This is a genomic window from Pseudomonas sp. GCEP-101, assembly GCF_025133575.1.
GTDB classification, from domain to species: domain Bacteria; phylum Pseudomonadota; class Gammaproteobacteria; order Pseudomonadales; family Pseudomonadaceae; genus Pseudomonas; species Pseudomonas nitroreducens_B.
The window spans coordinates 305,326-330,284 of record NZ_CP104011.1; the positions used below are offsets into that span (position 1 = coordinate 305,326).

At 67.4% G+C, this 24,959-nt stretch carries 27 protein-coding genes; 7 read left to right on the forward strand and 20 right to left on the reverse strand.

Going from position 1 to position 24,959, the window contains the following annotated elements; translation table 11 throughout:
- Nucleotides 1-216 precede the first annotated feature (216 nt).
- The gene (locus tag N0B71_RS01365) at nucleotides 217-1,416 is read left to right on the forward strand and encodes a CaiB/BaiF CoA transferase family protein (RefSeq protein WP_259756755.1); all 1,200 of its coding nucleotides are present in this window, start codon (nucleotides 217-219) and stop codon (nucleotides 1,414-1,416) included.
- Between the two features lie 276 nt (nucleotides 1,417-1,692).
- Here the strand turns inward: N0B71_RS01365 and N0B71_RS01370 are convergent, their stop codons facing one another.
- Complete coding sequence (locus tag N0B71_RS01370) at nucleotides 1,693-2,379, reverse strand: GntR family transcriptional regulator (protein ID WP_259756756.1); 687 nt, start codon at nucleotides 2,377-2,379, stop codon at nucleotides 1,693-1,695.
- Nucleotides 2,380-2,451: 72 nt separating this feature from the next.
- Nucleotides 2,452-3,186, reverse strand: a complete 735-nt coding sequence (locus N0B71_RS01375) for an SDR family NAD(P)-dependent oxidoreductase (RefSeq protein WP_259756757.1) — start codon at nucleotides 3,184-3,186, stop codon at nucleotides 2,452-2,454.
- Nucleotides 3,187-3,490: 304 nt separating this feature from the next.
- Between N0B71_RS01375 and N0B71_RS01380 the strand changes: the two genes are divergently transcribed.
- The 3 genes from N0B71_RS01380 to N0B71_RS01390 all read left to right on the forward strand — a co-directional run bounded on the left by N0B71_RS01380 (nucleotide 3,491) and on the right by N0B71_RS01390 (nucleotide 7,041).
- Nucleotides 3,491-4,519, forward strand: coding sequence for an ABC transporter substrate-binding protein (locus tag N0B71_RS01380; RefSeq protein ID WP_259756758.1), 1,029 nt, complete (start codon nucleotides 3,491-3,493; stop codon nucleotides 4,517-4,519).
- A gap of 114 nt (nucleotides 4,520-4,633) precedes the next feature.
- Nucleotides 4,634-5,722, forward strand: coding sequence for a phosphotransferase (locus tag N0B71_RS01385; RefSeq protein ID WP_259756759.1), 1,089 nt, complete (start codon nucleotides 4,634-4,636; stop codon nucleotides 5,720-5,722).
- Nucleotides 5,719-7,041: an aspartate aminotransferase family protein gene (locus tag N0B71_RS01390; RefSeq protein WP_259756760.1), complete on the forward strand. Its 1,323-nt coding sequence runs from the start codon at nucleotides 5,719-5,721 to the stop codon at nucleotides 7,039-7,041. The genes N0B71_RS01385 and N0B71_RS01390 overlap by 4 nt, the downstream gene beginning before the upstream one ends.
- A 90-nt stretch (nucleotides 7,042-7,131) precedes the next feature.
- Here N0B71_RS01390 and N0B71_RS01395 read toward each other — a convergent pair whose 3' ends face one another.
- The 3 genes from N0B71_RS01395 to N0B71_RS01405 form a co-directional block, all read right to left on the reverse strand.
- Nucleotides 7,132-7,590, reverse strand: coding sequence for a sn-glycerol-3-phosphate transporter (locus N0B71_RS01395; protein ID WP_259756762.1), 459 nt, complete (start codon nucleotides 7,588-7,590; stop codon nucleotides 7,132-7,134).
- Nucleotides 7,591-7,604: 14 nt separating this feature from the next.
- Nucleotides 7,605-8,066, reverse strand: coding sequence for a glycine zipper 2TM domain-containing protein (locus N0B71_RS01400; protein WP_259756763.1), 462 nt, complete (start codon nucleotides 8,064-8,066; stop codon nucleotides 7,605-7,607).
- A gap of 115 nt (nucleotides 8,067-8,181) precedes the next feature.
- On the reverse strand, nucleotides 8,182-9,111 hold the full coding sequence (locus N0B71_RS01405) for a LysR family transcriptional regulator (protein WP_259756764.1): 930 nt from the start codon (nucleotides 9,109-9,111) through the stop codon (nucleotides 8,182-8,184).
- A gap of 93 nt (nucleotides 9,112-9,204) precedes the next feature.
- Here N0B71_RS01405 and N0B71_RS01410 point away from each other — a divergent pair, with 93 nt between their 5' ends.
- On the forward strand, nucleotides 9,205-9,804 hold the full coding sequence (locus tag N0B71_RS01410) for a short chain dehydrogenase (RefSeq protein ID WP_259756765.1): 600 nt from the start codon (nucleotides 9,205-9,207) through the stop codon (nucleotides 9,802-9,804).
- A gap of 205 nt (nucleotides 9,805-10,009) precedes the next feature.
- Here N0B71_RS01410 and N0B71_RS01415 read toward each other — a convergent pair whose 3' ends face one another.
- Nucleotides 10,010-10,408: a DUF488 domain-containing protein gene (locus tag N0B71_RS01415; RefSeq protein ID WP_259756766.1), complete on the reverse strand. Its 399-nt coding sequence runs from the start codon at nucleotides 10,406-10,408 to the stop codon at nucleotides 10,010-10,012.
- Between the two features lie 75 nt (nucleotides 10,409-10,483).
- Here N0B71_RS01415 and N0B71_RS01420 point away from each other — a divergent pair, with 75 nt between their 5' ends.
- Complete coding sequence (locus tag N0B71_RS01420; protein WP_259756767.1) at nucleotides 10,484-11,152, forward strand: COG3650 family protein; 669 nt, start codon at nucleotides 10,484-10,486, stop codon at nucleotides 11,150-11,152.
- Between the two features lie 260 nt (nucleotides 11,153-11,412).
- On the opposite strand, the gene N0B71_RS01425 is transcribed toward N0B71_RS01420, so the two are convergent.
- The 11 genes from N0B71_RS01425 to N0B71_RS01475 form a co-directional block, all read right to left on the reverse strand.
- Nucleotides 11,413-11,664, reverse strand: coding sequence for a hypothetical protein (locus N0B71_RS01425; RefSeq protein WP_259756768.1), 252 nt, complete (start codon nucleotides 11,662-11,664; stop codon nucleotides 11,413-11,415).
- The gene (locus N0B71_RS01430) at nucleotides 11,661-12,365 is read right to left on the reverse strand and encodes an aspartate/glutamate racemase family protein (RefSeq protein WP_259759712.1); all 705 of its coding nucleotides are present in this window, start codon (nucleotides 12,363-12,365) and stop codon (nucleotides 11,661-11,663) included. The genes N0B71_RS01425 and N0B71_RS01430 overlap by 4 nt, the downstream gene beginning before the upstream one ends.
- Nucleotides 12,366-12,382: 17 nt before the next feature.
- Nucleotides 12,383-13,483: a PLP-dependent cysteine synthase family protein gene (locus tag N0B71_RS01435; RefSeq protein ID WP_259756770.1), complete on the reverse strand. Its 1,101-nt coding sequence runs from the start codon at nucleotides 13,481-13,483 to the stop codon at nucleotides 12,383-12,385.
- A 38-nt stretch (nucleotides 13,484-13,521) separates the two neighbouring features.
- Nucleotides 13,522-14,382: a DMT family transporter gene (locus tag N0B71_RS01440; protein ID WP_442964701.1), complete on the reverse strand. Its 861-nt coding sequence runs from the start codon at nucleotides 14,380-14,382 to the stop codon at nucleotides 13,522-13,524.
- Nucleotides 14,383-14,989: 607 nt separating this feature from the next.
- Nucleotides 14,990-15,319 (reverse strand): Na+/H+ antiporter subunit G, encoded by a 330-nt coding sequence (locus N0B71_RS01445; protein WP_259756773.1) that lies wholly within the window; start codon nucleotides 15,317-15,319, stop codon nucleotides 14,990-14,992.
- Complete coding sequence (locus N0B71_RS01450) at nucleotides 15,316-15,585, reverse strand: K+/H+ antiporter subunit F (protein ID WP_259756776.1); 270 nt, start codon at nucleotides 15,583-15,585, stop codon at nucleotides 15,316-15,318. The genes N0B71_RS01445 and N0B71_RS01450 overlap by 4 nt, the downstream gene beginning before the upstream one ends.
- Nucleotides 15,570-16,070: a Na+/H+ antiporter subunit E gene (locus tag N0B71_RS01455; protein WP_259756778.1), complete on the reverse strand. Its 501-nt coding sequence runs from the start codon at nucleotides 16,068-16,070 to the stop codon at nucleotides 15,570-15,572. Before N0B71_RS01455 ends, N0B71_RS01450 begins: the two co-directional genes overlap by 16 nt.
- A complete protein-coding gene (locus N0B71_RS01460; RefSeq protein ID WP_259756780.1) occupies nucleotides 16,067-17,563 on the reverse strand; it encodes a monovalent cation/H+ antiporter subunit D in 1,497 nt (498 codons plus the stop codon). Before N0B71_RS01460 ends, N0B71_RS01455 begins: the two co-directional genes overlap by 4 nt.
- On the reverse strand, nucleotides 17,560-17,904 hold the full coding sequence (locus N0B71_RS01465) for a Na+/H+ antiporter subunit C (RefSeq protein ID WP_259756781.1): 345 nt from the start codon (nucleotides 17,902-17,904) through the stop codon (nucleotides 17,560-17,562). Before N0B71_RS01465 ends, N0B71_RS01460 begins: the two co-directional genes overlap by 4 nt.
- Nucleotides 17,904-20,702, reverse strand: a complete 2,799-nt coding sequence (locus N0B71_RS01470; RefSeq protein ID WP_259756782.1) for a monovalent cation/H+ antiporter subunit A — start codon at nucleotides 20,700-20,702, stop codon at nucleotides 17,904-17,906. The genes N0B71_RS01465 and N0B71_RS01470 overlap by 1 nt, the downstream gene beginning before the upstream one ends.
- Before the next feature lie 256 nt (nucleotides 20,703-20,958).
- Nucleotides 20,959-21,423 carry a glycine zipper 2TM domain-containing protein gene (locus N0B71_RS01475; RefSeq protein ID WP_024765217.1) on the reverse strand — a complete coding sequence of 155 codons (465 nt, stop codon included), beginning with the start codon at nucleotides 21,421-21,423 and terminating at the stop codon, nucleotides 20,959-20,961.
- A gap of 191 nt (nucleotides 21,424-21,614) precedes the next feature.
- Here N0B71_RS01475 and N0B71_RS01480 point away from each other — a divergent pair, with 191 nt between their 5' ends.
- On the forward strand, nucleotides 21,615-21,851 hold the full coding sequence (locus N0B71_RS01480; protein WP_259756785.1) for a hypothetical protein: 237 nt from the start codon (nucleotides 21,615-21,617) through the stop codon (nucleotides 21,849-21,851).
- Here the strand turns inward: N0B71_RS01480 and N0B71_RS01485 are convergent.
- The 3 genes from N0B71_RS01485 to N0B71_RS01495 all read right to left on the reverse strand — a co-directional run bounded on the left by N0B71_RS01485 (nucleotide 21,836) and on the right by N0B71_RS01495 (nucleotide 24,860).
- Nucleotides 21,836-22,975 (reverse strand): glycerate kinase, encoded by a 1,140-nt coding sequence (locus N0B71_RS01485; RefSeq protein WP_259756786.1) that lies wholly within the window; start codon nucleotides 22,973-22,975, stop codon nucleotides 21,836-21,838. The two genes, N0B71_RS01480 and N0B71_RS01485, sit on opposite strands and share 16 nt — an antisense overlap.
- 334 nt (nucleotides 22,976-23,309) lie before the next feature.
- Nucleotides 23,310-23,957, reverse strand: coding sequence for a pyridoxamine 5'-phosphate oxidase (pdxH, locus tag N0B71_RS01490; protein WP_259756788.1), 648 nt, complete (start codon nucleotides 23,955-23,957; stop codon nucleotides 23,310-23,312).
- 108 nt (nucleotides 23,958-24,065) lie between these two features.
- The gene (locus N0B71_RS01495; protein WP_259756789.1) at nucleotides 24,066-24,860 is read right to left on the reverse strand and encodes an OmpA family protein; all 795 of its coding nucleotides are present in this window, start codon (nucleotides 24,858-24,860) and stop codon (nucleotides 24,066-24,068) included.
- Nucleotides 24,861-24,959: the final 99 nt, after the last annotated feature.

Here is a 24,959-nt window from a genome sequence, read left to right on the forward strand (position 1 = left end):
CGCCAGGCCTGCGGGCTGTCTGCAAATGGGCGAGCGCATCACGGTGTACCTGTCCGAAAACCGGAGAGCTGGAGTAAGAAACGTCCTTGAATGTCGCTACTCTACGCGCGCCAAAGGTCGGCGCAAAGCACCGCTGCCGGACGTCTGCTCGGCGGCCTGTTCGAAGCGGCGCACACGCGTTAGAGTCCGGCGATTACCTTCTGATCGGACAGACCGATGAACAGCACCGCCAAACCCCTCGCCGGCCTCAAGGTCATCGAACTGGGCACCCTCATCGCCGGCCCCTTCGCCTCGCGCCTGTGCGCGGAATTCGGCGCCGAGGTCATCAAGGTCGAATCGCCCGATGGCGGCGACCCGCTGCGCAAGTGGCGCAAGCTCTACGAGGGCACCTCGCTGTGGTGGTTCGTGCAGGCGCGCAACAAGCGGTCGCTGACCTTGAACCTCAAGCACGAGTCCGGCCGCGAGGTACTGAAGAAGTTGCTGGCCGAGGCCGACATCCTGATCGAGAACTTCCGCCCCGGCGTGCTGGAGAAGCTCGGCCTGGGCTGGGACGTGATCCACGCGCTGAACCCGAAGCTGGTGATGGTGCGCCTGTCCGGCTTCGGCCAGAGCGGCCCCTACAAGGACCAGCCGGGCTTCGGCGCGGTGGGCGAGTCGATGGGCGGGCTGCGCTACATCACCGGTTTCGAGGACCGCCCGCCGGTGCGCACCGGGATTTCCATCGGCGACTCCATCGCGGCGCTGTGGGGGGTGATCGGCGCGCTGATGGCACTGCGTCACCGCGAGATGAACGGCGGCGCCGGGCAGGTGGTGGACGTGGCGCTCTACGAAGCGGTGTTCGCCATGATGGAGTCGATGGTGCCGGAGTTCGACGTGTTCGGCTTCATCCGCGAACGCTCCGGCAACATCATGCCCGGCATCACGCCCTCCTCGGTGCACACCACGGCCGACGGCAAGCACGTGCAGATCGCCGCCAATGGCGATGCCATCTTCCGCCGCTTCATGACCGCCATCGGCCGCCTCGACCTCGCCGAAGACCCGACCCTGGCCAGCAACGACGGCCGCGATGCCCGCCGCGACGAGCTGTACGGCATCATCGACCGCTGGGCGCGCTCCGAATCGCTGGACGCCGTGCTGAAGGTGCTCAACGACGCCGAGGTGCCGGCCAGCCGCATCTTCTCCGCCGAGGACATGTTCGCCGACCCGCAATTCCTCGCGCGGGAGATGTTCCTCTCGGCCAAGTTGCCCGACGGCAAGCCGTTCCGCATGCCCGGCATCGTTCCCAAACTCTCCGAGACGCCCGGCAGCGCCGAGTGGATCGGGCCCAAGCTGGGCGAACATACGGACGAGGTGCTGTCCGGGTTGGGGTACGACGCAGCGGCCATCGCGGCGCTGCGCAAGGATGGCGCGGTCTGAGATTTTGCTTTTCGTAGGAGCGAGCTTGCTCGCGAACAATCTCGTCGGCCAACTCGGTACGATGCGGTTCGCGAGCAAGCTCGCTCCTACAATGCCGCTCGGTGTGGGAGCGGAGCTTCTCCGCGAAATCCCGGCGCAGCCGGGGCAGGTGCCGCCGGCCTGCGGCCGGATCGCGGATAGAATCCGCTCCTACAAACACCCCTGACTTCGGCGCCGAACCTGTAGGAGCGGGCCATGCCCGCGATCACGGGCGTGGCCCGTTCCTACAGGGAGCACTCAGCCGGCTTCCTGCGCCGGTACGTCGCTCTGCGCGATGAATTCCAGCATCTTCTCGCTGCCGTCCAGCAGGTCGGCATGGATCGCTTCGCGGGCCGCGTCGCCGTTGCGTTCGCGCAGGGCGCGTAGGACGTCCCAGTGGTGTTCGATGGCCATACGTTCGTTAAAGTCGGCGTAGGCCTGGGCGATCAGCGGGCCGGTGCGCATCCACAGGCTGTCGAGGAAGGCGCGCAGCAGCGGCATGCCGGCGATGTCGGCCAGGGCGAAGTGGAAGGCCTGGTTGAGCTTGAGCGCCAGCACCAGATCCTGGGCATGAATCGCGGCGAGGTTGTCGCGGATGTTGGCTTCCAGTTCGTCCAGCTGCGCGTCGCTGGCGCGCTCGGCGGCGGTCTGCGCAGCGAGGCCTTCGAGCGCCACGCGGATGCTGCGGATCTCCAGGTACTGCTCGCGGGTGAGCAGCGGCACGCGGATGTCCCGCGGAGTCTTGAGCACCAGCGCCTGTTCCTTGGCCAACTGCAGGATGGCGTCGCGCACGGGGGTGACGCTGGTGCCCAGTTGCTGGGCCAGGTCACGGATGCGCAGGCGGTCGTCCGGCTTGAAGCGACCGGTGATCAACGCCTCGCGCAGCAACGCATAGACGCCGCTGCCAAGGTAGGAGTGATTCAGGCCATCGATCGGGTAGTTCATTGCGTTGTCGTCCGGTGCTGCGGCATTGCCGGCGCGCATGATGCGGATTGCGCGCGGGAGATGCCAGCGCGGTCACACATGCTGGCCGCCGTTGACGTGGATTTCCGCACCATTCACGTAGGACGCGCCGCTGGTGCAGAGGAAGTGGATCAGCGAGGCGACCTCCTCCGGCTTGCCCAGGCGGTGCAGGGGAATGTCGCGCTCGACGATCTGCTCGGTGCCCGAGGACAGGATCGCCGTGTCGATCTCCCCCGGTGCGATGGCGTTGACGCGTACACCGTGTGGCCCGAAATCATGGGCCATCTCGCGGGTGAGTGCCGCCAGCGCCGCCTTCGAGCAGGCGTAGGCGGCGCCGGCGAACGGGTGCACGCGGGAGCCGGCGATGGAGGTGACGTTGATCACCGAGCCCCGGGCCGCCTTCAGCTCCTCGAACAGCCCGCGCGCCAGCAGCGCGGTGGAGAACAGGTTGACGTTGAACACCTTGAGCCAGGTGGCGTAGTCACTGCTCAGCACCCCCAGGCGCTCGCCCTCCGGGCCCTTGGGCGAGATGCCGGCGTTGTTCACCAGCGCGTGCAGGCTGCCGCCGAGCTTCTCGCGGATCATCGGCAGGCTGGCCTGGACGCTGTCGATGTCTTCCAGGTCCAGGTGGATGTGGTTGATCAGCCCTTCGGCCCAGGGGCATTCGGCGCTCCAGTCCTGGCGCGAGGCGGTGAACACGCGCCAGCCGGCGGCGTTGAAATGCTTCACCGTGGCGTGGCCGATGCCGCGGCTGGCGCCGGTGAGCAGCAGGGTTCGGGTCTGGTTCATGGGGCATCCCTCTCAAGTCTGAACGCGCGATCGGTGAACATCCGTGAAGCGATGGCGCCCATAAAAACATGATGCATCATATTTTGGAAGGTGCTTTAATCGATCCGCCTGGTCCTGACCGGCTGTCCGAACAACAACAAGAAACGGAGCACCCCTGATGATCGACTTCACCCGTTCCGCCCGTTCCTCTCCCTGATGTCCGAGGGCGTACCCGCCGGCCTTCCAGCTTGGCCCGGCGCAGCGCCCCACTCTTGAAGCTGCCCTCTTATTCATGGGCCGGATTGGCCCGCTCAGGAGTCATCGCATGTTCAAGAAAGCCGTAGCACTGATGATGCTGGCCGGCGGCGCCGCCCAGCTGCATGCCGAAACACTCACCGTGGTGTCCTTCGGTGGAGACAACAAGGTGGCCCAGGAAAAGGCCTTCTACAAACCCTTCGAGCAGCAGGCGAAGGTCACCGTCCAGGGCGCCGAGTACAACGGCGAGATGGCCAAGATCAAGGTCATGGCCGACACCGGCAAGACCAGTTGGGACGTGGTCGAGGTGGAGTCCCCGGAATTGATGCGCGGTTGCAGCGAAGGTTTGTTCGAGCAGCTCGACTGGTCGAAGCTGGGCAAGCGCGAGGACTTCCTCGACGCCGCCGTGAGCGATTGCGGCGTGGGCATTTTCATCTGGTCCACGGTGCTGACCTACGACGCCAAGAAGCTCGCCAGCGCCCCCACCGGCTGGGCCGACTTCTGGGACGTGAAGAAGTACCCGGGCAAGCGCGGCCTGCGCCGTGGCGCGAAGTTCACCCTGGAGTTCGCCCTGGAAGCCGACGGCGTGAAGCAGGCCGACCTGTACAAGGTGCTGGGCACCAAGGAAGGCGTGGACCGCGCGTTCAAGAAGCTCGACGAGATCAAGCCGTACATCCAGTGGTGGGAAGCCGGCGCGCAACCGCTGCAGTGGCTGGCGGCCGGTGACGTGGTGATGACCAGCGCCTACAACGGCCGCGTCGCCACCGCGCAGAAGGAAGGCCGCGACTTCACCATCCAGTGGAATGGCAGCATCTATGACCTGGACCACTGGGCCATCGTCAAGGGCAGCCCGAAGAAGGACCTCTCCGAGCAGTTCATCGCCCTGGCCAACAAGCCCGAGCACCAGAAGGTCTTCGCCGAGAACATTCCCTACGGCCCGACCAACAGGAACACCATTCCGCTGATCGACCCGGCCATTGCGCCGAAGCTGCCCACCGCGCCGCAGAACCTTGCGAACGCGCGCGCCATGGACACCGAGTTCTGGATCGACCACGGCGAGGAACTGGAACAACGCTTCAACGCCTGGGCGAGCAAGTAAGCCCGGCGCTCCCGCCCGGCCCCGCGCCGGGCGGGAGCAACCCTCGCCCGACCACCGCTCTACTGTTGCACCGCTGGAACTGTTGGACCCGCTGAACCCGTTGGAGAAGTACCCGTGCCCCTCAACACCGCTCCCGTCCACGACCACCTGCTGGAAGCGGCCCCCGCCCAGGTGAGCGACGCCCAGGCCGCTGCCATCGCCGAGGAATACTTCGGCCAGCGCGGCACGCTGCACCGCCTGGCCGGTGAACGCGACCTGAACTTCCACATCGCCCACGGCCATGGCGAGGACCGCCTGCTGAAGCTCTCCCACCCGCTGGAAGATCCGCAGGTGGTGGACTTTCAGACCCGCGCTCTGCTGCGCGTCGAAGCCCGGGACCCGACCCTGGCGGTGCAGCGCGTCTACCCTGCGCTGGACGGCGAACACCAGATTCCCCTGGTCGTCGACGGCCAGCCGATGATTGCCCGGCTGTTCTCCTTCGTCGATGGCGTCCCGTTGCACCGCGTGCCGCGACGCAGCCGCGCCCTGCGCGAGCACCTGGGCGACAGCCTGGCTCGCCTCGGCCTGGCCCTCAAAGGCTTCGAGCACCCGGCCACCGCCGGCCACGAATTGCTCTGGGACCTCAAGCACGCCTCGCGGCTGCGCAACCTGCTGCCCTACCTTGAAGATCGCGACCAGCGTGCGCTGGTCGAGCGCTTCCTCGACAACTTCGAGCGCCACGCCCTGCCCCGCCAGGGCTCGCTGCGCGCCCAGGTCATCCACAACGACCTCAACCCGCACAACGTCATCGTCGATGCGCGGCACCCGGACCAGGTGCGCAACATCCTCGACTTCGGCGACATGGTGCATGCCCCGCTGATCAACGACCTGGGAGTCGCCGCCGCCTACCAGGTGGGCGAACGGGACGCGCCACTGGCCACCGCGTGCGAGATGATCGCCGCGTACCATCGGCGCTGCCCCTTGCTGGCCGAGGAACAGGAAATCCTTGCCGACCTGATTGCCACGCGGCTGATCATGACCCTGAGCATCACCGCCTGGCGCGCCAGCCTGCACCCCGAGAACCGCGACTACATCCTGCGCAACACCCGCCACGCCTGGCAGGCCCTGCAAGGCCTGGCCGGCCTTACCCGGGAACAGGCGCAGGAGCAGATCGCCACCGCCTGCGCCCCGCACCCTGCGCATCACCAGGAGCCCCGCCCATGACCATGCCCAATGGCTTCAGCGCCGCCGACGCCGAGCGCCTGAGCGAACAGGAACGCCACCTGATCGAGCGCCGCGCGCGCCTGCTCGGCCCGGCCTACCGGCTGTTCTACGAGCGCCCGCTGCACACCGTGCGCGGCGAGGGCGTATGGCTCTACGACAACCAGGGCAACCGCTACCTGGACGCCTACAACAACGTCGCCTCCATCGGCCACTGCCACCCGCGCGTGGTGCAGGCCATCGCCAGCCAGGCGGCCGTGTTGAACACCCACACGCGTTATTTGCAGGAAGGCATCCTCGACTACGCCGAGGACCTGCTCGGCACCTTCCCCGCCGGCCTGGACCAGGTGATGTTCACCTGCACCGGCAGCGAAGCCAACGACCTCGCCCTGCGCATCGCCCGCCAGTACACCGGCGGCACCGGGGTGATCATCACCCGCTTCGCCTACCACGGCGTCACCGGCAGCATTGCCGAGCTGTCGCCGTCCCTCGGCGCGGGCATCACCCTCCCCGCACACGCGCGCACCGTGATTGCGCCAGACGCTTACCGGCTGGGTGCGGAAAACGTCGGCAAGCTGTTCGCCGACGACGTGCGCGCCGCCATCGCCGACCTGCGCGCCCACGGCATCAAGCCCGCCGCCCTGCTGCTCGACGGCATCTTCGCCAGCGACGGCGTGCAGGCCGGCCCCGCCGGCTTCCTCACCGAAGCGGTGAAGGTCGCCCAGGAGGAAGGCCTGCTCTACATCGCCGACGAAGTGCAAAGCGGCTTCGCCCGCACCGGCGATGCCATGTGGGGCTTCCAGCGCCACGGCGTGCAGCCGGACCTGGTCACCCTGGGCAAGCCCATGGGCAACGGCCAGCCGATCGCCGGCGTGGTGGTACGCCCCCAAATCCTCGAACGCTTCGGCCGCGAGGTGCGCTACTTCAACACCTTCGGCGGCAACCCGGTGTCCTGCGCGGCGGCCCAGGCGGTGCTCGACGTGATCCGCGATGAACAGTTGCAGGAACGCTCCCGGCGCATCGGCGCCTTCCTCGCCGACGGCATCCGCCGCTTGGCCGAGCACCATGAACTGATCGGCGACGTGCGCGGCGCGGGGCTGTTCCTGGGCGTCGAGCTGGTCACCGACCGCGGGACGAAAACGCCGGCCGCCGAGCAGACGCGCCGGGTGGTCAACGGCATGCGCGAGCGCGGCGTGCTGATCAGCGCGGCGGGGCCGCTGGAGAACATCCTGAAGATTCGCCCGCTGCTGGCCTTCGAACAGGAGCATGCCGAGCTGTTCATCGACTGCCTGGACAAGGCGCTGGCGGACGTCGCGAGCTGAAACGGAGCACGGCGCAGGATACGCACGGGCGCGGCCCTGGCCCTGCAGTCCGCGCGTATCCCTTTTGCCGTCATGCCGGGGCGCGGCAGGTCAGAAACGCACCCCGACGTTGACCATCGCGGCAGAGGTACCCAGCACCACCAACTCGGTACCCACCGGACCCAGGTGCGCACCGACCGAAGGAATGATCGCCGGCGCCACGCCGTAGCGGTTCAGCGGGATCTTGTCGCGATACTCACCGTGATAGCCCTGCAGCGCGCCGCCGGTGACCTTGGCGTAGAACGGCGTGCCTTCCCAGTCGAAGCGCTTGCCGGCGTAGACATAGTTGGAACGCTGGCTGAAGGAGTTCCTGAAGGTCGCACCACCGAACACGATGCCATCGGCGCGGTTGCGCTCCAGGCCGATCAGGTTCTGGTGGTTGTTGTGATCCGGGTCGTTGCTCCAGTGGGTGGTGTACACGCTGGTCTGCAGGTACCAGAAGCCCCCCTCCTCGGCCATGGCGGTGCCACAGCCGAGCAGGGCCAGTGCAGCGATCAGCAGGCGGCGCATCCTGTGTGCCCCCTTCATATCGTCACGCGGCTGTTGCCGTTGACGGACATGATGCGAACGCGATCACCCACGCGGAACTGCTGGTTCGCGTCCACCGCCTGGACGTAGGCCCGGGTGCTGCCGTCGTCCTCGCGGACGACGATCTCGACGCCCTGGGTTCGGGTCACGCCTTCTTCCACCGCCGAACCGGCCATGCCGCCGGCGACACCGCCAAGAATCGTGGTGATGGCCTGGCCACGGCCGCCGCCGATGGAGCTGCCGGCGATGCCGCCGACCGCCGCGCCGGCCAGGGTGCCGATGGGCGTCTTGGTGCCCTCGATCTGCACCGGGCGCAGGGATTCGATGGTGCCCATGCGGACGTTCTGCACGGCGCGGGCATCGGCACGGGAGTAGGACGAGCCCGACAGGTCGGAGGCGCAGCCGCTCAGCAGAGCGGCACTGGTGAACAAAGCAGTCAGCAGCGTGGAACGGTTCATGGTGATTACCTCGAGAGGCTTTCAGAAAAGGATGGCGAAAGCCTACAGAGGCCCCCCTGAACTCCCACTGAACTCTCCCTGAACCAACGCTGAATGAAGCTGAACGAGACCCTCGTCAACTTTCCAGGGCGACCAATTGCATCCGGCTCCGCTCGAACCAGCGCAGCAGGTAGTCCGCCAGCAGTTGCGTGCGACGCGGCAGGCGGCTCTGGTACGGATGGATGAGAAACACCGGCTGGGTCCGGGTCTGGTAGTCGCGCAGCAGCCAGACCAGACTGCCTTCAGCCAATTCCTGCTGAATCATGTAGGACGGCAGTCGGCTGATTCCTGCACCTGCCAGTGCCGCTTTCTTCAGCAAGGTGTAGTGGTTGCTCGCCAGCAGCCCGTTCACCGTCACCCGGAACAGCTCGTGGTGGCGCTGGTACAACCAGACATCGCTGTCCTGGTAGTGCGTGTTCTGCAGGCAGGAATGCCCGGCGAGGTCCGCCGGCGCCTCCGGCACGCCGTGCTCGGCAAGGTAATCGGGCGTCGCGCAGGTCAGCTCCTGCAGGGCAAAGAGCGGTCGTGCCACCAGGCGCTCGTCCACCGCCAGGTTGCCGGAGCGGATCGCCAGGTCGAAACCGTCGGCCACCAGGTCGCGGCGCTCGTTGGACAGGTCCAGTTCCAGGCGAATCTCCGGGTACCGGCGGGAAAACTCCATCAGCCAGGCGTCGAAAAAAGTCTCGCCCAGGGACACCGGCATGCTCAGCCGCACCTTGCCCTGCGCCTCCTCCTGCAATGCCAGCACCGCCCGCCGCGCCCGCGCGGCCTGGGCATTGAGCGCCTGGGCCTCAGGCAGCAGCGCGGCGCCCGCGGCCGTCAGCGACAGGCGCCGCGTGGTGCGGTGCACCAGCGTCGCGCCCAGCGCCTGCTCAAGCGCGGAGATCCGCTTGGACAGCTGGCCCTTGCTGCACCCGAGCTTCTCCGCCGCGCGGGTGAAGCTGCCGCACTCCAGCAGGACGGCGAAGGCGGAGAGGTCTTGCAGATCGCTGGCGATTGTTTCCATATGAAAACCAAAGGTTATCGATTGGCAGGATTATCTGAACAGGAGACCACTCTACTCTGAAGCCGTCTTCAGCCACATCCCTTCGGAGCCTTCATGAAAATCATCCTGATCGGTGCCAGCGGCACCCTCGGCCAGGCCGTCGCCAACGAACTGGGCCCGCGCCACGAGATCCTCCGCGTCGGCCGCAGCAGCGGCGACTATCGCGTGGACATCACCGACAGCGCCTCGATCCGCGCGCTGTTCGAGCAGGTCGGCGGTTTCGATGCGCTGATCAGCGCGGCCGGCAAGGTGCACTTCGGCGCACTGGCGGAAATGGGCGAGGCGGAAATGGCCGTTGGTCTCAAGGACAAGCTGATGGGCCAGGTGAACCTGGTGCTGATCGGCAGCCAGTACGCCAACGATGGTGCGTCCTTCACCCTCACCAGCGGCATCCTCAGCGAGCAGCCCATCGTGCTCGGCAGCTCGGCCAGCCTGGTCAACGGCGCGCTGGAAGGCTTCGTGCGCAGCGCCGCCCTGGAACTGCCGCGCGGCCAGCGGATCAACGCGGTCAGCCCGAACGTGCTGGTGGAGTCGATGGAGGGCTATGCGCCGTTCTTCCGCGGCTTCAAGCCGGTGCCGGCCGCCGACGCCGCCCTGGGCTTCGCCCGCAGCGTGGAGGGCAAGCAGAGCGGGCAGGTGTACAAGATCTGGTGAGGGCCGCTCCAGGGAAACTCCGACGCTCGGACTCCCTCTCCCTAACCCTCTCCCTGATGGGAGAGGGGACCCTATGGTGCAGGATGAAACCTCAGCATCAGCCGGCACGGACAGCTCCCTCTCCCTTCGGAGCGGGGCGCGTAGCCAGGGCGGGGAGAGGGAGGAGCCTGGGCACGGCACTCAGGGAGAGGACACAGCGAGTCAGCTATTCGCTCTTGCCGGCGTAGCACACCGGCGAACTCCCCTCGCCCTGCTTCTCCAGCTCGTCTTCCAGAAACTCGGCCAGCACCCGGGCGTTGTTGTGCTCCTCATCCTTGGCCGCATACAGCAGCGTCAGCGTGCCCTGCCGCGCGAGGTCGAGCAGGCCCATCCAGTGCTCCGGGTGGGCGTTCAGTTCGCCGTGGTACGCCTGGCGGAAGTCCTCGAACAGACTCGGGTCATGGTGGAAGCGCTGGCGCAGTTCGCTGGACGGCGATGCCTCCTTGGCCCACCTCGCCAGGTGCAGGTTTTCCTTGCGGATGCCGCGTGGCCACAGGCGGTCCACCAGCACCCGCTGGCCGTCTTCCTGCGCCGGCGGCTCGTAGGCGCGCTTGCAACGAATCATCCGAAATCCTCCTCGTCGGCTTGAGGTGGCCGGCTTCGCTGGGTAACGTGGGCGCACTTTCGAGGAGCCCGTTCCATGCGATCCAGCCGTTTCATTCTGTTCAGCCTGCTGCCCCTGTTCGCCGCCTGCCAGGTGTGGACGCCGAACAAGACCGATCTTAACGCCTCCACCCGCCTGCAGGGCGAGCTGAGCCGCCAGGACGGCAAGCTGGTGTTCCGCAGCTGCACCGAGCAGCGCCGCTTCAGCATCGAGGACACCGGCAACACCGGCCTGCCCCGCGATGCGCTGGAGATGTTCAACGACGGCGCCACGTCGCTGTACGCCGACCTGCGCGGCAGTTTCAGCGGCAGCAGCGCCCAGGGCACCGACGGCAAGCTGGAGGTGGCCAAGGTCTATCGCCTGCAGAACGAAGGCGCCGGCTGCGACGACCCGAACTTCAAGCGCGCGGTGGTCCGCGCCCACGGCAACGAGCCGGGCTGGAGCGTGCTGGTCAACGGCCAGGGCATGCTGATCGAACAGCCGGGCAAGCAACCGCTGGTGCTGCCCTACATCGCCGAAGGCGTGCCCGACGGCAGCACCAGCTACTCCAGCGAAGCCAACGGCGAGAAGGTCGAGCTGTGGGTCGCCCCGGCACGCTGCCAGGACGGCATGAGCGGCGCGCTGAGCAACCTCTCCGCCGAGCTGCGCCTGGACGACAAGGTGATGCGCGGCTGCGCCTATCCGGGCGGCTCCAGCGGCGATTGATCGACACCACGCAGGTCTGCTGACAACGCAGGAGCGGACTCCGTCCGCGATAGGCCCGCATCGCGTCGGGGCTCGCCCTCTCCCCTGCCCTGGCTGCGCGCCCCGCTCCGAAGGGAGACGGAGCTATCCGAACCGGCTGACACTTCGGCCCCACACCACACCGGACGGTCCCCTCTCCCTTCAGGGAGAGGGTTAGGGAGAGGGAAGAACCCAGCCACGAACTTTCTAGAGAAAACAGTTGCTCCCACGCGGCGGGAAACTCAGACCAACAGCCCCGCCGCCATCAGCCGCGCCTTGAGCACGGCAAATTCCCCGTCATATTCCCAGTAGGCCAGCCGACCGTCGCTGGCGGTCACCAGCACGTACTTTTCGCTGATCGACTGGATGCGCTCGATACGCACCAGCTTCTCGACGAAGTCCGGGTCCGACACCTGCTCGATGACCTCGCGGTTCTGCTCGTCGTAGCCGTGCATGATGAACGCGGCGCGTACCTTCAGGCTGATGAAGCTCATGCGGGTTCTCCGTGAATGGCAGCGTCGGCCGCCTGCAGGGCATGGAGCGCCGTGGTGTCGAACAGCGGCACCGAGGCGTCCGGCGGGCCAACCAGCAGGGAAATCTCCGTGCAACCGAGAATCACCGCCTCGGCGCCCTGCTCCACCAGCGCGCCGATGATGCGCCGGTACTCGTCCCGCGATTCGTCGCGAATCCGCCCCAGGCACAGCTCCTCGTAGATGATCCGGTGCACGACCCCGCGATCGGCCTCGCTGGGCGTCAGCACCTTGAGCCCGAACCGGTCCACCAGGCGGTCCTTGTAGAACGCCTGCTCCATGGTGAAGCGCGTGCCCAGCAGGCCGGCCGTGGAGACGCCCGCCGCGCGGATCGCCTCGGCGGTGGGGTCGGCGATGTGCAGCAGCGGGATATCCACCGCCGCCTCGATGGCCGGCGCCACCTTGTGCATGGTGTTGGTACAGAGCACGAGGAAATCCGCCCCCGCCGCCTTCAGCGAACGCGCAGCGTCCGCCAGCACGCGGCCGGCAGCGTCCCAGTCGCCGGCGTGCTGCAGACGCTCGATCTCGTGGAAGTCCACGCTGTACAGCGCGACCTTCGCCGAGTGCAGGCCGCCCAGGCGTTCCTTGATGCGTTCGTTGATCTGCCGGTAGTAGGGAATGGTCGATTCCCAGCTCATGCCGCCGATCAGGCCGATGGTTTTCAGGGTTACCGCCACAGGCTTCACTCCAGTTCGATGCAGGGCAGATCGCCGGGCAGCGCCGCGCCGTGCTCGGCGCATTGGCGCACGGCCTCGATCAGCGGATCGAGGTCGAAGCCCTGGGATATCAGCCACAGCGGGTTGTAGTAGGTGGTTTCGTAGCGCTCGCCGCTGTCGCAGAGAATCGCCACCACCGAGCCGCTTTCGCGCCGCGCGACCATCCGCTGCGCCACCAGCAGCGCGCCGATCAGGTTGGTGCCGCTGGAGCCGCCGACCCGCCGGCCCAGGCGCTGGGCCAGGTAGTGCATGGCGGCGAGCGACAGGTCGTCCGGCACCTTGCAGCAGGCATCGAGCACGTTGGGCAGGAAGGACGCCTCCACCCGCGGCCGGCCGATGCCCTCGATGCGCGAGCCGTAGCTCAGGGTCAGGTCGCGGTCGCCGGTCCTGTAGGACTCGAAGAACACCGAGCGCTCGGCATCGGCGCAGAGCACGCGGGTGTCATGCCGACGGTAGCGGGCGAAGCGCCCCAGGGTCGCCAGGGTGCCGCCGGTGCCGGGGCTGGAGACCAGCCAGGCCGGCTCGGGGAAGCGCTCGTGGCGCATCTGCTGGAAGATCGACTCGGCGATGTTGTTGTTCGCCCGCCAGTCGGTGGCGCGCTCGGCGTAGGTGAACTGGTCCATGAAGTGGCCGCCGGTTTCCTTCGCCAGCCGCTCGGACTCGGCGTAGATCTGCGTCGGGTCTTCCACCAGGTGCGCCTGGCCGCCGTAGAAGGCGATCTGCGCGATCTTCTCCTTCGAGGTGCTGGCAGGCACCACGGCAATGAACGGCAGGCCGACCAGGCGGGCGAAGTACGCCTCGGAGATCGCCGTCGACCCGCTGGACGCCTCGATCACCGGCGCCCCCGGCTTCAGCCAACCGTTGCACAGCGCATAGAGGAACAGCGAGCGCGCCAGGCGGTGCTTGAGGCTGCCGGTGGGGTGGCTCGACTCGTCCTTGAAGTACAGGTCCACGCCCGGCAGGCCGGGCATGTCCAGGGGGATCAGGTGGGTATCGGCGCTGCGCTGGAAATCCGCTTCGATGATGCGGATCGCCTCGCGGGTCCAGTTGCGTTCCTGGGCAGCCATCGTGTCGTTCTCCTGGCAGGGCATGCGGTTCAATGGGTTCAGTCCAGCACACCGGCGGGCGATGTGGGCGGCGCGCTGCGCCACTGGCTCAAGGCGACGCCGGCGAACACCAGGCCCGCAGCCAGCGCCTGCTGGCCGCTGAGCACTTCGCCCAGCAGCAGCGCGGCGAAGATCAGGGTGAACACCGGGATCAGGTTGATGAAACCGGTCGCCTGGCTCGCCGGCAGGCGGCTGACGCCGAAGTTGTACAGACCGTAGGCGCCGACCGTCACCACGCTGCCCAGGTAGGCCAGGGCGAACCAACCGGTCGGGCCGGGCGCCGCCGGCACGCCGGAGGTGGCCAATGCCAGCGGCAGGAAGAACACCGAGCCGATGAACGCCTGCATGGCGGTGAGCATGAAGGGCGAATAGCGCGCCGACAGGTGCTTGAGCAACAGGGTGTAGCCGGTGGCGCAGAGCATTGCCAACAGTTCGTAGAAATTGCCCAGCAGCGGGTTGGGCGCGTGGCGGTCCGGCTCGCTGGCCAGGGTCAGCCAGAGCGAGCCGAGCACCGCCAGGGCAAAGCCCAGCCAGGTGTTGCGGGCGATCGTCTCCTGCAGCAGGAAGAATGCGCCAACCGCCACCAGCAGGGGCAGCAACGCGGTGATCATCCCCGCCTGGGCGGCGCTGGTGTGCTGCAGCGCGAGGGACTCGAAGATGAAATACAGGCACGGCTCGCAGGCGGCCAGCGCCAGCAGCCACCGCCAGTCGCCCGGACGGTAGTCGATGCGCCCGCGCCAGCGCCAGGCGGCGAGGAAGATCAGGCTGCCCAGCGCCATGCGGGCGAAGATCACCCACATGGCCGGCAGTTCCTGGAAGGCGAACTTCAGCGCGATGAACGAACTGCCCCACAGCGCCATGGCCAGCACCAGGCACGCAAGGGCGAACGGCCGGGATTGCTGCACGGGACGCTCCAGTGAAAAGGTCCCCGGAGTATAGGAGGCGCGCCCTGGCGGCCGACAGGTACAGAATCACAGGGAAACTGTATGGGCTGGATTCGAACTGTAGGAGCGAGCTTGCTCGCGAACAAACCCACCGGCGGCTCCTGCGCTGGGGCGGTTCGCGAGCAAGCTCGCTCCTACGAAGAGCCAATGCCTTGCCCCTGGCTTTTAAAGGTTTCCAGAGAAACACCCGCACGCGCCGAATGCCCCGTTCAGGAGGCCTTGTTGAATTGGAGTTTCAGGGGTTGAGCGACATGGATGTCGCGAGAGCCACGATGGGCCAGGGACGGCCCCTCGTGGCGTGCCCCGGAAACTTCGATTCAACGCGGGAATTTTCGCCTAAGCGATAAACCGGATGTCCGGGGCAAGACCTTTGCCTACTTTGGGTGGGGCGGCCATCCGCCGTTTGGCAAAGTAGGTCGCCCGAGGGGGCGAAACAAGAAGGCGGGCATGGCCCGCTCCTACAATGGCGTGCAGCCTGGTGTTCCCTGGTGGGACCAGATCCGCCCGCGGACAAGGTCCAAAATCATTCCCAAGGCTTACCCTTGGTCCCCCGCTCCACCGGCACCCGCTGCTGCATCGCCGCCTTCGCCAGCAGGTGCGCGCTCACCGGCGCGGTGATGAAGAGGAACACGGTGATCAGGATCTCATGCAGGCTGACGCCCTCGCCGCGCGCGCTGAAGTACAGCAGCGACGCCAGCACCACCCCGCCCACGCCCAGGGTGGAGGCCTTGGTCGGGGCGTGCAGGCGCGTGTAGAAGTCCGGCAGGCGGTACAGGCCGATGGCGCCGAGCAGCGCGAACAGGCTGCCGGCCAGCAACAGCAGGCAGACCAGCGCTTCGATCAGAACATTCATTCGATGATGTCTCCGCGCAGGAGGAACTTGCACAGGGCCACGGTGCTGACGAAGCCCATCACCGCGATCAGCAGCGCCGCCTCGAAGTACAGGCCGCTGCCCTTCCAGATGCCGAACAGCACGATCAGCGCGATGGCCTCCACCGACAGGGTGTCCAGCGCGAGGATGCGGTCCGCCACCGACGGCCCGCGAATCAGCCGCGCCACGGTAAGCAGCACGGCGATGCCCAGCAGCGCCAGGCAGATCGGGATCACGAGGCCGAGCACGGGAACACCTCCTTGAGCGGCGCCTCGTAGCGCGCCTTGATGTCCGCCACCAGCGCCTGCGGGTCCGGCACGTCGATGCCATGGACCAGCAGCGTGCGGCGGTCGGCGGAGAGGTCGGCGGAACAGGTGCCCGGGGTCAGGGTAATGACGCTGGCGAGGATGCTGATGGCCAGGTCGTCGGTCAGCTCCAGGGGAATCTCGACGAACCCCGGCTGCAGGTTTGCCTTCGGCCCCAGCACCAGCTTGGCCACCTGCAGGTTGGCCACCACGATGTCGTAGAGCACCAGGCCGATGAAGCGCAGCAGCAGCCCAGGCCGCTGGATACGCGGCGCGGCCAGCAGCAGGTTGCGGCACAGCAGCGGAATCGCCAGGCCGAGGAAGGCGCCGAGCAGCCAGTGGCCGAGGGAGAAATCGTTGACCAGCAGCAGCCAGCTCACCAGCAGCACGCCGCTGAGCAACGGATGCGGAAGGATGCGCCGGATCATGCGCCACCTCCCAGCAGGATCGCCTGGCGATACAGCCCGGCGTCCAGCAATTGCGCCGCCGTGGCCTGGGCATACGTGAGCAGCGGCCGCGCGGCGACCACCATCAGCGGCGCGCTGGCCAGCAGGCCGACGGTCGCCAGCAGCTTCACCGGCTCGCGCTCGGCGCTGCCCAGCACGGTATTGCCGGTGCGCCAGAACAGCGTGCTGCCGGCGCGGCTCAGGGCGACGATGGTCACCAGCCCGCTGATCAGCACCACGCTCCACAGCGCGATGGCTTCGCTGCCGCCACTCACCGAACGCAGCAGCATCAGCTTGCCGAGGAAGCCAGACAACGGTGGCAGCCCGGCAACCGCGATGGCGCCGAAGAAGAACGCGCCGCCCAGCAGATGCGGTTGCAGCAACGCCGGCCCCTGTACCAGTCGGCCGCCCTTGTCGCCGCGCTGGCGGGCGATCAGGTCGGCCAGCAGGAACAGGCCGCCGGCCACCCAGATGCTGTGCAGAAGGTAGTAGAGCGCAGCGGCCAGCGCCTCCGGCGTGCCCAGGGCAACGGCCGCCAGCAGCGTACCGGCGGACACGACGACCAGGTAGGACAACAGCCCTTGCAGCGTGGTCGCGGCCAGGGCGCCCAGCGCACCGGCGACGATCCCGGCCAGCGCCAGCGGCCACAGCCAGGCTTGCGCGAGGTTCGCCAGCTCGCCGGCCTGCTCGCCGAAGATCAGCGTATAGACGCGCAGGATCGAATAGATGCCGACCTTGGTCATGATCGAGAACAGCGCCGCCACCGGCGCACTGGCCTCGGCGTAGGCCTTGGGCAGCCAGAAATACAGCGGCAGCAGCGCCGCCTTCAGGCCGAACACCACCAGCAGCAACAGCGCCGCGGCGCGCACCAGCGGTGCCTGTTCGGCGCTCAGTTGCGCGACGCGCTCGGCCATGTGCGCCATGTTCAGGGTGCCGGTGATGCCGTAGAGCGTGCCCACCGCGATGAGGAAGAACGCCGAACCGACCAGGTTGAGCACCACGTAGTGCACGCCCGCGCGCACCCGCCCTGCCCCGCCGCCATGCAGCAGCAGCGCGTAGGAGGCGATCAGCAGGATCTCGAAGAACACGAACAGGTTGAACAGGTCGCCGGTGAGGAACGCCCCGTTCAGGCCCAGCAGCTGGAACTGGAACAACGCGTGGAAGCGCTTGCCGCGCCGGTCGTCGCCGCGCACGGCGTAGATCAGCGACAGGCTGGCGAGCAGCGCGGTCGCCGCGATCAGCAAGGCGCTGAGACGGTCCAGCACCAGGATGATGCCGAACGGCGGCTGCCAGTTGCCCAGCGCGTAGAACTGCACCACGCCGCTGTCGGCCTGTTGCAGGAGCACGGCCGACAGCGGCAGCAGCGCCAGGGTCGCGAGCAGCGACAGGCCACGCTGCAGGCGCTCGCCCACAAGCAGCAATGCGCAGCCGGCGAACAGCGGCAGCAGGACGGGCAGGATCAGCCAGTGGTTCATCGGCCCTCCTCCCCATTCTTGTCATCGAGAGTGCCATCGACATGATCACTGCCGGTTTCCGCCAGCCCGCGCAGCGCCAGTACGATGACGAAGGCGGTCATGGCGAAGCCGATGACGATGGCGGTCAGCACCAGCGCCTGGGGAATCGGGTCGCCGGCATTGGCGACCTGGCCGATCACCGCCGGGTCGCCGGCCAGCCGGCCCATGGCGAAGAGGAACAGATTGACCGCGTAGGACAGCAGGGTCAGCCCCAGCACCACCGGGAAGGTGCGCGCCCGCAGCAGCAGGTAGACGCCGCTGGCGGTCAGCAGGCCGAGGGCGATGGCGAACAGCGCTTCCATCAATGCGCCTCCTTGGACAACATCGGCTCCGGCGGCGCCGTGAGCGAACCGAGGCCGGACAGAATCAGCAGCGTCGCGCCGACCACGGTGAAGTACACGCCCAGGTCGAAGAGCATCGCCGTGGCCAGCTCGATGTCGCCCACCAGCGGGATATGGAAGTGACCGAACGCCGAGGTGAGGAACGGGAAGCCGAAGCACCAGGCGCCCAGCCCGGTCAGTCCGGCGATCAGCACGCCGAGGCCGGCGAGGCGGCTGTAGTCCAGCGGCAGGCGCGTGCTCACCCAGCGGCTGCCGCAGGCGATGTACTGGAGGATCAGCGCCACCGAGGTGATCAGCCCGGCGATGAAGCCGCCGCCCGGCAGGTTGTGGCCGCGCAGGAAGATGAACACCGACACCAGCAGCGCCAGCGGGAGCAACAGGCGCGACAGCGTGGCGAGGATCGGCGGGAAGCGGTCGGTCGCCCAGGCACGGTCTTCGTCGTCGCGCTCGCGGCGCAACAGGCGCAGGCCGTCGAGCAGCGCGAAGATGCCGACCGCGGCAATCGCCAGCACGGTGATCTCGCCGAGGGTATCGAAGCCCCGGAAGTCCACCAGGATCACGTTCACCACGTTATGCCCGCCGCCACCGGAGACGCTGTTCTCCAGGTAATAGCCGGCAATGCTGTCGTAGGGGCGCGTGAGCACGGCGTAGGTCAGCAGCGTGACCATCACCCCGGCGCCGATGGCGACCGCGAAATCGCGCAGGCGGCGCAGGCTGCTGGAGGTCTTAGGCGTGCGCGCCGGCAGGTAGTACAGGGCCAGCATCAGCAGGACCATGGTCACCACTTCCACCGACAGCTGCGTCAGCGCCAGGTCCGGCGCGGCGAAGCGGGCGAAGGCCAGCGCCACCAGCAGGCCGGCGATGCTCAGGATCACCAGCGCGGTCAGGCGCTGGCGATGGAACCAGACAGTGAGCGGCCCGGCGATGGCCAGCAGCACCAGGCCCAGGGCGGTGATACCGTCCAGCGGCGTCTGCGCCCGGTCACCTTCGACCGTGGGCAGCGGCGCCAGGCCGGCGAATACGACGATCACCGCCGCCAGCACCAGCAGCATGGCGTAGCGCTGCAGCGAGCCGTTCTCCAGGTAGCCGGTCACCCGCGCGGCGCAGCGCACCACGCGCTGCACCTGCTGTTCGAACACCTGCTTGGCGTCCATCGCCGGCAGCCCGGCGTACCAGTCGAACAGCGGCTTGCGCAGTACATACAGCAGCACGCCGCCGGCGGTGGCGACGAAGCTCATGATCAGCGGCGCATTGACGCCGTGCCAGATCGCCAGGCTGTACTCGGGCAAGGCGCCATTCAGGCTCGATGCGGCGGCCCCGGCCAACAGCGGGCCGACCGTGAGCGACGGCAGCACGCCCACCAGCAGGCAGATCAGCACGAGGATTTCCACCGGCACCTTCATGTAGCGCGGCGGCTCGTGCGGATGCGGGTTCGGCAGGTTGATCGGTTCGCCGTTGAAGAACACGTCGTGGATGAAGCGCACCGAGTAGCTCACCGAGAACAGCGCGCCGACGGTGGCCAGCGCCGGGATCACCCAGTTGAAGCTGCCCATCATGTTCTGCGCCAGGGTCTCGCCGAAGAACATCTCCTTGCTGAGGAAGCCATTGAGCAGCGGCACGCCGGCCATGGACGCCGACGCCACCATCGCCAGCACGGCGGTGTGCGGCATGTACTTCCACATGCCGTTGATGCGCCGCATGTCGCGGCTGCCAGTCTCGTGGTCGATGATCCCGGCGGCCATGAACAGCGAGGCCTTGAAGGTCGCGTGGTTGATGATGTGGAAGATCGCCGCGACGTTGGCCATGGGCGAATCCAGGCCGAACAGCAGGGTGATCAGCCCCAGGTGGCTGATGGTCGAATAGGCCAGCAGGCCCTTGAGGTCGTTCTGGAACAGCGCCATGAAGGCGCCCATCAGCAGGGTCGCCAGGCCGGTGAGGCTGACCAGGTAGAACCACAGGTCATTACCCGAGAGCAGCGGGTAGAGCCGCGCCAGCAGGAACACGCCGGCCTTCACCATGGTCGCCGAGTGCAGGTAGGCCGACACCGGCGTCGGCGCCGCCATCGCATGGGGCAGCCAGAAGTGGAACGGGAATTGCGCCGACTTGGTGAACACGCCCAGCAGCACCAGGCACAGCGCCAGCGGGAACAGCGGGCTGGCCTGCAGCACCTCGCGGGCGCCGAGCACCGTGGAAAGCTCGAAGCTGCCGACCACGTGGCCGATCAGCAGGATGCCGGCCAGCAGCGCCAGGCCGCCACCACCGGTGACCGCCAGCGACATGCGCGCGCCCTTGCGGGCATCCGAGCGATGGCCCCAGAAGCCGATCAGCAGGAACGACGACAGGCTGGTCAGCTCCCAGAACACCAGCATCAGCAGCAGGTTTTCGCTGAGCACCACGCCGAGCATGGCGCCCATGAACAGCAGCAGGAAGGCGAAGAAGCGCCCCGCGGGCTCCTTCTCCGACAGGTAATAGCGGGCGTAGAGGATGACCAGCAAGCCGATACCGAGGATCAGCAGGGCGAACAGAAAGCCCAGGCCATCCAGGCGCAGGCTGAGATTCAGGCCCAGCTCCGGCAGCCACTCCAGGCGCTGTACCTGGGGCGCGGCGCCCAGCACCGAGCGCTGGCCCAGCAGCAGGATCAACCCGGCGAGCGGCACCAGGCCCGTGGCGGCGGCGCAGGCGGTACGCCCGAAACGCTCGGCCAGCAGCGGCAGCAAAACCCCGAAGAAAGGCAGCGCGATGATCAGCGCCAACGTCATGACCCACTCCTTTTCACCGCCGAACGGCAAGCCAGCACACCACCCCGCGCCCGAGCGGCCGGTGTAGGAAAACGACGATTATCCATATCTATCGATTTCACGTCATGGATTGAATTATTACGAAAATGAACGTTTGGGCCGCGCCGGCCGTGCGCTGCGGCGAAATTTACGATCCCCCAAACGATAGCGCGCGACAGTCGATGTGACTGTCGCGCGCTGGATTTCGCTGGCTGCCGCGAACGGCAGCCGGTACCGGTCAGTGGCTGACGCGGCTGGTGCCGTTGACGGTCAGGATGCGCACGCGCTCGCCGACACGGAACACGGCGCCTTCGTCGACCTGCTGAACGTAGGCGCGGGTGCTGCCGTCGTCTTCGCGAACGGTGATTTCCACGCCCTGGGTACGGGTCAGGCCTTCTTCGGTGGCCGCACCGAGCAGGCCGCCGGCCACGGCGCCGATGATCGCAGTGACATAGCTGCCCTTGCCGCCACCGATGGCGCTGCCGCCGATACCACCGACCGCGGCGCCGGCCACCGAGCCGATCGGAGTCTTGGTGCCTTCGATTTTCACCGGGCGCAGGGCCTGGATGGTGCCCATGCGAACGTTCTGCACGGTGCGTGCTTCTTCACGGGTGTAGGTGTCACCGGTCAGGCTGGACTGGCAACCGCCGAGGGTCATGGCCAGGGCGGCGAAAGTCACGGCGATGAGGGCAGTTTTACGCATTAGGGAACCTCCAAGTAGGGCTACGACTATTAGACTCCGACGGCAACCCACCTGTCACGCCAGGTCTTGAAACAGCTGATCTCGATTCAGCTTTCGTACAGTTTGTGCCAAAGGCGCCGAAAACGCCTGCTCTGGCTCAGCTTTTCCGGCATTAGTATCGATTACGCTGGCGCGCCTGGCAGGAGCACTCCATGGATTATTTCATCATCGTCGTCACCACCGCCGCCGGTCTGTACTTCCACTGGTGGATCTACTGGCGCATCCGCCGCTGGATGGACCGCGACCTGGCCCTGTCGCTGGCCGGCGACGATCCGCACAAGCGCAGCTACCTGCTCGAACGCCTCGCCGACGCCAAGCGCCAGAAGGTGAAGCGCCGCGACCTGCCCGACTGGCTGCAACGCGCTGCCGACGACTACCGCGCCGCCTGAGCCAGCGACCAGAACCGCGCCAGCGCCTCGGCGCGGTGTTCCAGCTCCTGCGCCGCCCGGGCGCAGGCCTCGGCCAGGGTGATCGGCCCGGGCGCCAGGCTGAACGCCGCCTCGATGCCCGCCTCGCGCAATTGCGCCAGGCCTTCGCCGACGCTGCCCGCCAGTGCGATCACCGGCACGCCCGCGTGGCGGGCGACATGGGCCACGCCCACCGGCGTCTTGCCGTGCAGGCTCTGGCCGTCCAGCCGCCCCTCCCCGGTGATGACCAGCGACGCACCAGCCAACGCCGGCTCCAGCGCCGACAGCTCGGCAATCAGCTCGATGCCGGGACGGAAGCGCGCCTTGAGAAAAGCCCGACAAGCGAAGCCCAGGCCACCGGCGGCGCCGACACCGGGGAACAGGCTGTGATCCTGCCCCAGCGCGAGTGCGGCGATTTCGGCAAGGCGCTTGAGCGCCGCGTCCAGTTGCCGGACCTGTGCCGGGCTCGCCCCCTTCTGTGGGCCGAAGACCGCCGAAGCGCCGTGGGCACCGCAGAGGGGATTGTTGACGTCGGCCGCGACTTCGATCTCGACCGTTGCCAGTCGCGGGTCGAGGTTCGACAGGTCGATACGCGCCAGTTCGGCCAGCCGAGCACCGCCTGCGCCCAGCTCGTTGCCCTGGCCATCCAGGAAACTCACGCCCAGCGCCTGCAACAAGCCCAGGCCGCCGTCATTGGTGGCGCTGCCACCCAGGCCGATGATGATCTTCCGCGCGCCGGCATCCAGCGCTTCACGAATCAGCTCGCCGGTGCCGCGGCTGGTGGTGCGGGTGGCGTCGCGCTGGGCCTCGGGCACCCAGTGCAGGCCGCTGGCGGCGGCCATCTCGATCACCGCCGTGGCGTCGTCCAGCCAGCCCCAGTGGGCCTTCACCGGCTGTTCCAGCGGACCACAGACCTCCCGCTCGCGGCGCTCGCCCGGCCGCGCCGCCAGCACCGCGTCCACGGTGCCTTCGCCGCCGTCGGCCATGGGTCGCAGCAGGGTTTCGTCGCCGGGCCGCGCGCGCAGCCAGCCACGGGAAATGGCCTCGGCGACCGCGGGGGCGGAGAGGCTTTCCTTGAAGGAGTCGGGGGCGATGACGACTTTCATGGGGACAGGTCCGTTGTGCGGGAGGATGGAGGCATCCTACACCGCAGCACGGTTTTCCCGACGTGCGTAGGAGCGGACTTTGTCCGCGATGGGTGTGACTCGCGCCGGAAACCATCGCGGACAGAGACGTCTCCCCCAGGATAATTCAGAGCTCGGACCAGCCCTCACCCTAACCCTCTCCCGCGGGAGAGGGGACCGTTCGGTGCAGGATGAAACCGCGGCGTCAGCCGGGACGATCTGCTCCCTCTCCCTGCGGGAGAGGGCTGGGGTGAGGGGAAACACAGGCACGGACTTACCCTGTTGGTCCTACACCACGCTAACCTGCGGAATAGGATCAGGGCGCCAGGCGCTCCAGCACCCAGGCGCCGTTCTCGACGCGGAAGTTCAGGCGATCGTGCAGGCGGCTCGGGCGGCCCTGCCAGAACTCGACGCGATGGGGCAGCAGGCGATATCCGCCCCAGAACTCCGGGCAGCTCGGCGCGCTGTCGGCGAAGCGCTTCTCGGTTTCGGCGAGCAATTGCTCCAGCTCGCCACGGCCGTCGATCACCCGGCTCTGCGGCGAAGCCCAGGCGCCCAGGCGGCTGCCCAGCGGACGCACGCGGTAGTAGGCGGCGGACTCTTCGACCGAGACTTTCTCGACGCGCCCTTCGATGCGCACCTGGCGTTCCAGGGCCGGCCAGAAGAAGGTCATGGCCGCGCGCGGGTTTTCCCCGAGCTGCTGGCCCTTGGCACTCTGGTAGTTGCTGAAGAAGGTGAACCCGCGCTCGTCGAGGCCCTTGAGCAGGAGCACGCGGCAGTGTGGCTGGCCGTCCGCGTCCACGGTGGCGAGCGTCATGGCGTTGGGTTCGACCGGCAGTTGCTCGGTCTTCAGCGCATCCTCGAACCACTGGTTGAAGAGGCTGAACGGTTCGGCGGGCGCCTGGGCTTCGGTCAGTCCGTCACGGGTGTATTCGCGGCGCATATCGGCCAGGGTCTGAGCCATCGGAAATCTCCTGCAGAAGAAGTCCTTAAGCTTATCCAGACTTGCGCCTTTGCGCTTGATCCACGACAAGCGTCATTCCGCGCGGAACGACGCTCGGCGTGCGCCGGATCAGTTAGCCTGGGCGAGCGCCAGCAGGCTGGTGCGCTGGGTCACCAGCACTTCGACACGGCGGTTCAGTGCGCGGCCTTCGGCGCTGGCGTTGTCGGCGCGCGGCAGGCTGGAACCGACGCCTTTCAGGCGCAGGCGATCGGCGCCCAGGCCGCTGAGGCGGAAGATCGAGGACACCGCCTGGGCACGCTGCAGGCTGACCTTGTCGTTGGTCGCCTTGTCGCCCGAGCTGTCGCTGTGGCCGAGCACCAGCACGCCGCTTTCCGGGTCGTTCTGCAGCATCTTCGCCACGTTGCCCAGCGGCGCCAGGGTTACCGGCAGCAGCAGTTCAGGACGCTTGGGGTTGAACGAGCCTTCCACCGGCGCGATCAGCACCAGGGCGTTTTCGCGGCGCTCGACGGTGAACTTGCTGCCGGCCACCGCATCGCGCAGGGACTTCTCGTGCTGGTCCAGCCACTCCTTGGTGACCTTGGCGCTCTGCGGCTTGGTGGCGGTGTCGGCGCCGGACTTGCTCTCGCTCACGCCGAACGGCCACCACCAGTGGCCACCGGGCTGCTGGCTGCCGGCATCGGCGACCTTGGGCGCGTCAACGGCTTGCTTCGCCGGTGCGGGGGCTGCGGCAGTGGCTGCCTGGTCGCCACCGAAGGGCCACCACCCGTGACCGGAACCGCCAGCCGCCGCGGCGCTGTCCGGCGCCTTTGCCTGATCCTGGGATTGGAACTGGCTGCAGGCGGAAAGGCCGACGCACAGCGCAAGGGTGGAGACTTTCAGCGTACGGGAGAACAGCAGGTTCATGGGGTCGATTCCATAAAGTTGGAACATGAAGGAAGGCCAGGCGCGGCCGGCGAGCGGCGGCACCCTGACTTCAGCAATCGGCTTAAGAGTTGTACATAA

What these genes read in the sequence shown, in the direction of transcription:
- N0B71_RS01370 (WP_259756756.1), bottom strand. Translation starts at nt 2,379, where the DNA reads ATGAACTACCCGATCGATGGCCTGAATCACTCCTACCTTGGCAGCGGC.
- N0B71_RS01460 (WP_259756780.1), bottom strand. Translation starts at nt 17,563, where the DNA reads ATGAACCACTGGCTGATCCTGCCCGTCCTGCTGCCGCTGTTCGCCGGC.
- N0B71_RS01390 (WP_259756760.1), top strand. Translation starts at nt 5,719, where the DNA reads ATGACCATGCCCAATGGCTTCAGCGCCGCCGACGCCGAGCGCCTGAGC.
- N0B71_RS01445 (WP_259756773.1), bottom strand. Translation starts at nt 15,319, where the DNA reads ATGAATGTTCTGATCGAAGCGCTGGTCTGCCTGCTGTTGCTGGCCGGC.
- N0B71_RS01415 (WP_259756766.1), bottom strand. Translation starts at nt 10,408, where the DNA reads ATGATTCGTTGCAAGCGCGCCTACGAGCCGCCGGCGCAGGAAGACGGC.
- N0B71_RS01380 (WP_259756758.1), top strand. Translation starts at nt 3,491, where the DNA reads ATGTTCAAGAAAGCCGTAGCACTGATGATGCTGGCCGGCGGCGCCGCC.
- N0B71_RS01455 (WP_259756778.1), bottom strand. Translation starts at nt 16,070, where the DNA reads ATGATCCGGCGCATCCTTCCGCATCCGTTGCTCAGCGGCGTGCTGCTG.
- N0B71_RS01465 (WP_259756781.1), bottom strand. Translation starts at nt 17,904, where the DNA reads ATGGAAGCGCTGTTCGCCATCGCCCTCGGCCTGCTGACCGCCAGCGGC.
- N0B71_RS01395 (WP_259756762.1), bottom strand. Translation starts at nt 7,590, where the DNA reads ATGCGCCGCCTGCTGATCGCTGCACTGGCCCTGCTCGGCTGTGGCACC.
- N0B71_RS01485 (WP_259756786.1), bottom strand. Translation starts at nt 22,975, where the DNA reads ATGAAAGTCGTCATCGCCCCCGACTCCTTCAAGGAAAGCCTCTCCGCC.
- N0B71_RS01400 (WP_259756763.1), bottom strand. Translation starts at nt 8,066, where the DNA reads ATGAACCGTTCCACGCTGCTGACTGCTTTGTTCACCAGTGCCGCTCTG.
- N0B71_RS01425 (WP_259756768.1), bottom strand. Translation starts at nt 11,664, where the DNA reads ATGAGCTTCATCAGCCTGAAGGTACGCGCCGCGTTCATCATGCACGGC.
- N0B71_RS01410 (WP_259756765.1), top strand. Translation starts at nt 9,205, where the DNA reads ATGAAAATCATCCTGATCGGTGCCAGCGGCACCCTCGGCCAGGCCGTC.
- pdxH (WP_259756788.1), bottom strand. Translation starts at nt 23,957, where the DNA reads ATGGCTCAGACCCTGGCCGATATGCGCCGCGAATACACCCGTGACGGA.
- N0B71_RS01470 (WP_259756782.1), bottom strand. Translation starts at nt 20,702, where the DNA reads ATGACGTTGGCGCTGATCATCGCGCTGCCTTTCTTCGGGGTTTTGCTG.
- N0B71_RS01440 (WP_442964701.1), bottom strand. Translation starts at nt 14,382, where the DNA reads ATGGCGCTGTGGGGCAGTTCGTTCATCGCGCTGAAGTTCGCCTTCCAG.
- N0B71_RS01375 (WP_259756757.1), bottom strand. Translation starts at nt 3,186, where the DNA reads ATGAACCAGACCCGAACCCTGCTGCTCACCGGCGCCAGCCGCGGCATC.
- N0B71_RS01480 (WP_259756785.1), top strand. Translation starts at nt 21,615, where the DNA reads ATGGATTATTTCATCATCGTCGTCACCACCGCCGCCGGTCTGTACTTC.
- N0B71_RS01365 (WP_259756755.1), top strand. Translation starts at nt 217, where the DNA reads ATGAACAGCACCGCCAAACCCCTCGCCGGCCTCAAGGTCATCGAACTG.
- N0B71_RS01405 (WP_259756764.1), bottom strand. Translation starts at nt 9,111, where the DNA reads ATGGAAACAATCGCCAGCGATCTGCAAGACCTCTCCGCCTTCGCCGTC.
- N0B71_RS01495 (WP_259756789.1), bottom strand. Translation starts at nt 24,860, where the DNA reads ATGAACCTGCTGTTCTCCCGTACGCTGAAAGTCTCCACCCTTGCGCTG.
- N0B71_RS01475 (WP_024765217.1), bottom strand. Translation starts at nt 21,423, where the DNA reads ATGCGTAAAACTGCCCTCATCGCCGTGACTTTCGCCGCCCTGGCCATG.
- N0B71_RS01435 (WP_259756770.1), bottom strand. Translation starts at nt 13,483, where the DNA reads ATGGCTGCCCAGGAACGCAACTGGACCCGCGAGGCGATCCGCATCATC.
- N0B71_RS01420 (WP_259756767.1), top strand. Translation starts at nt 10,484, where the DNA reads ATGCGATCCAGCCGTTTCATTCTGTTCAGCCTGCTGCCCCTGTTCGCC.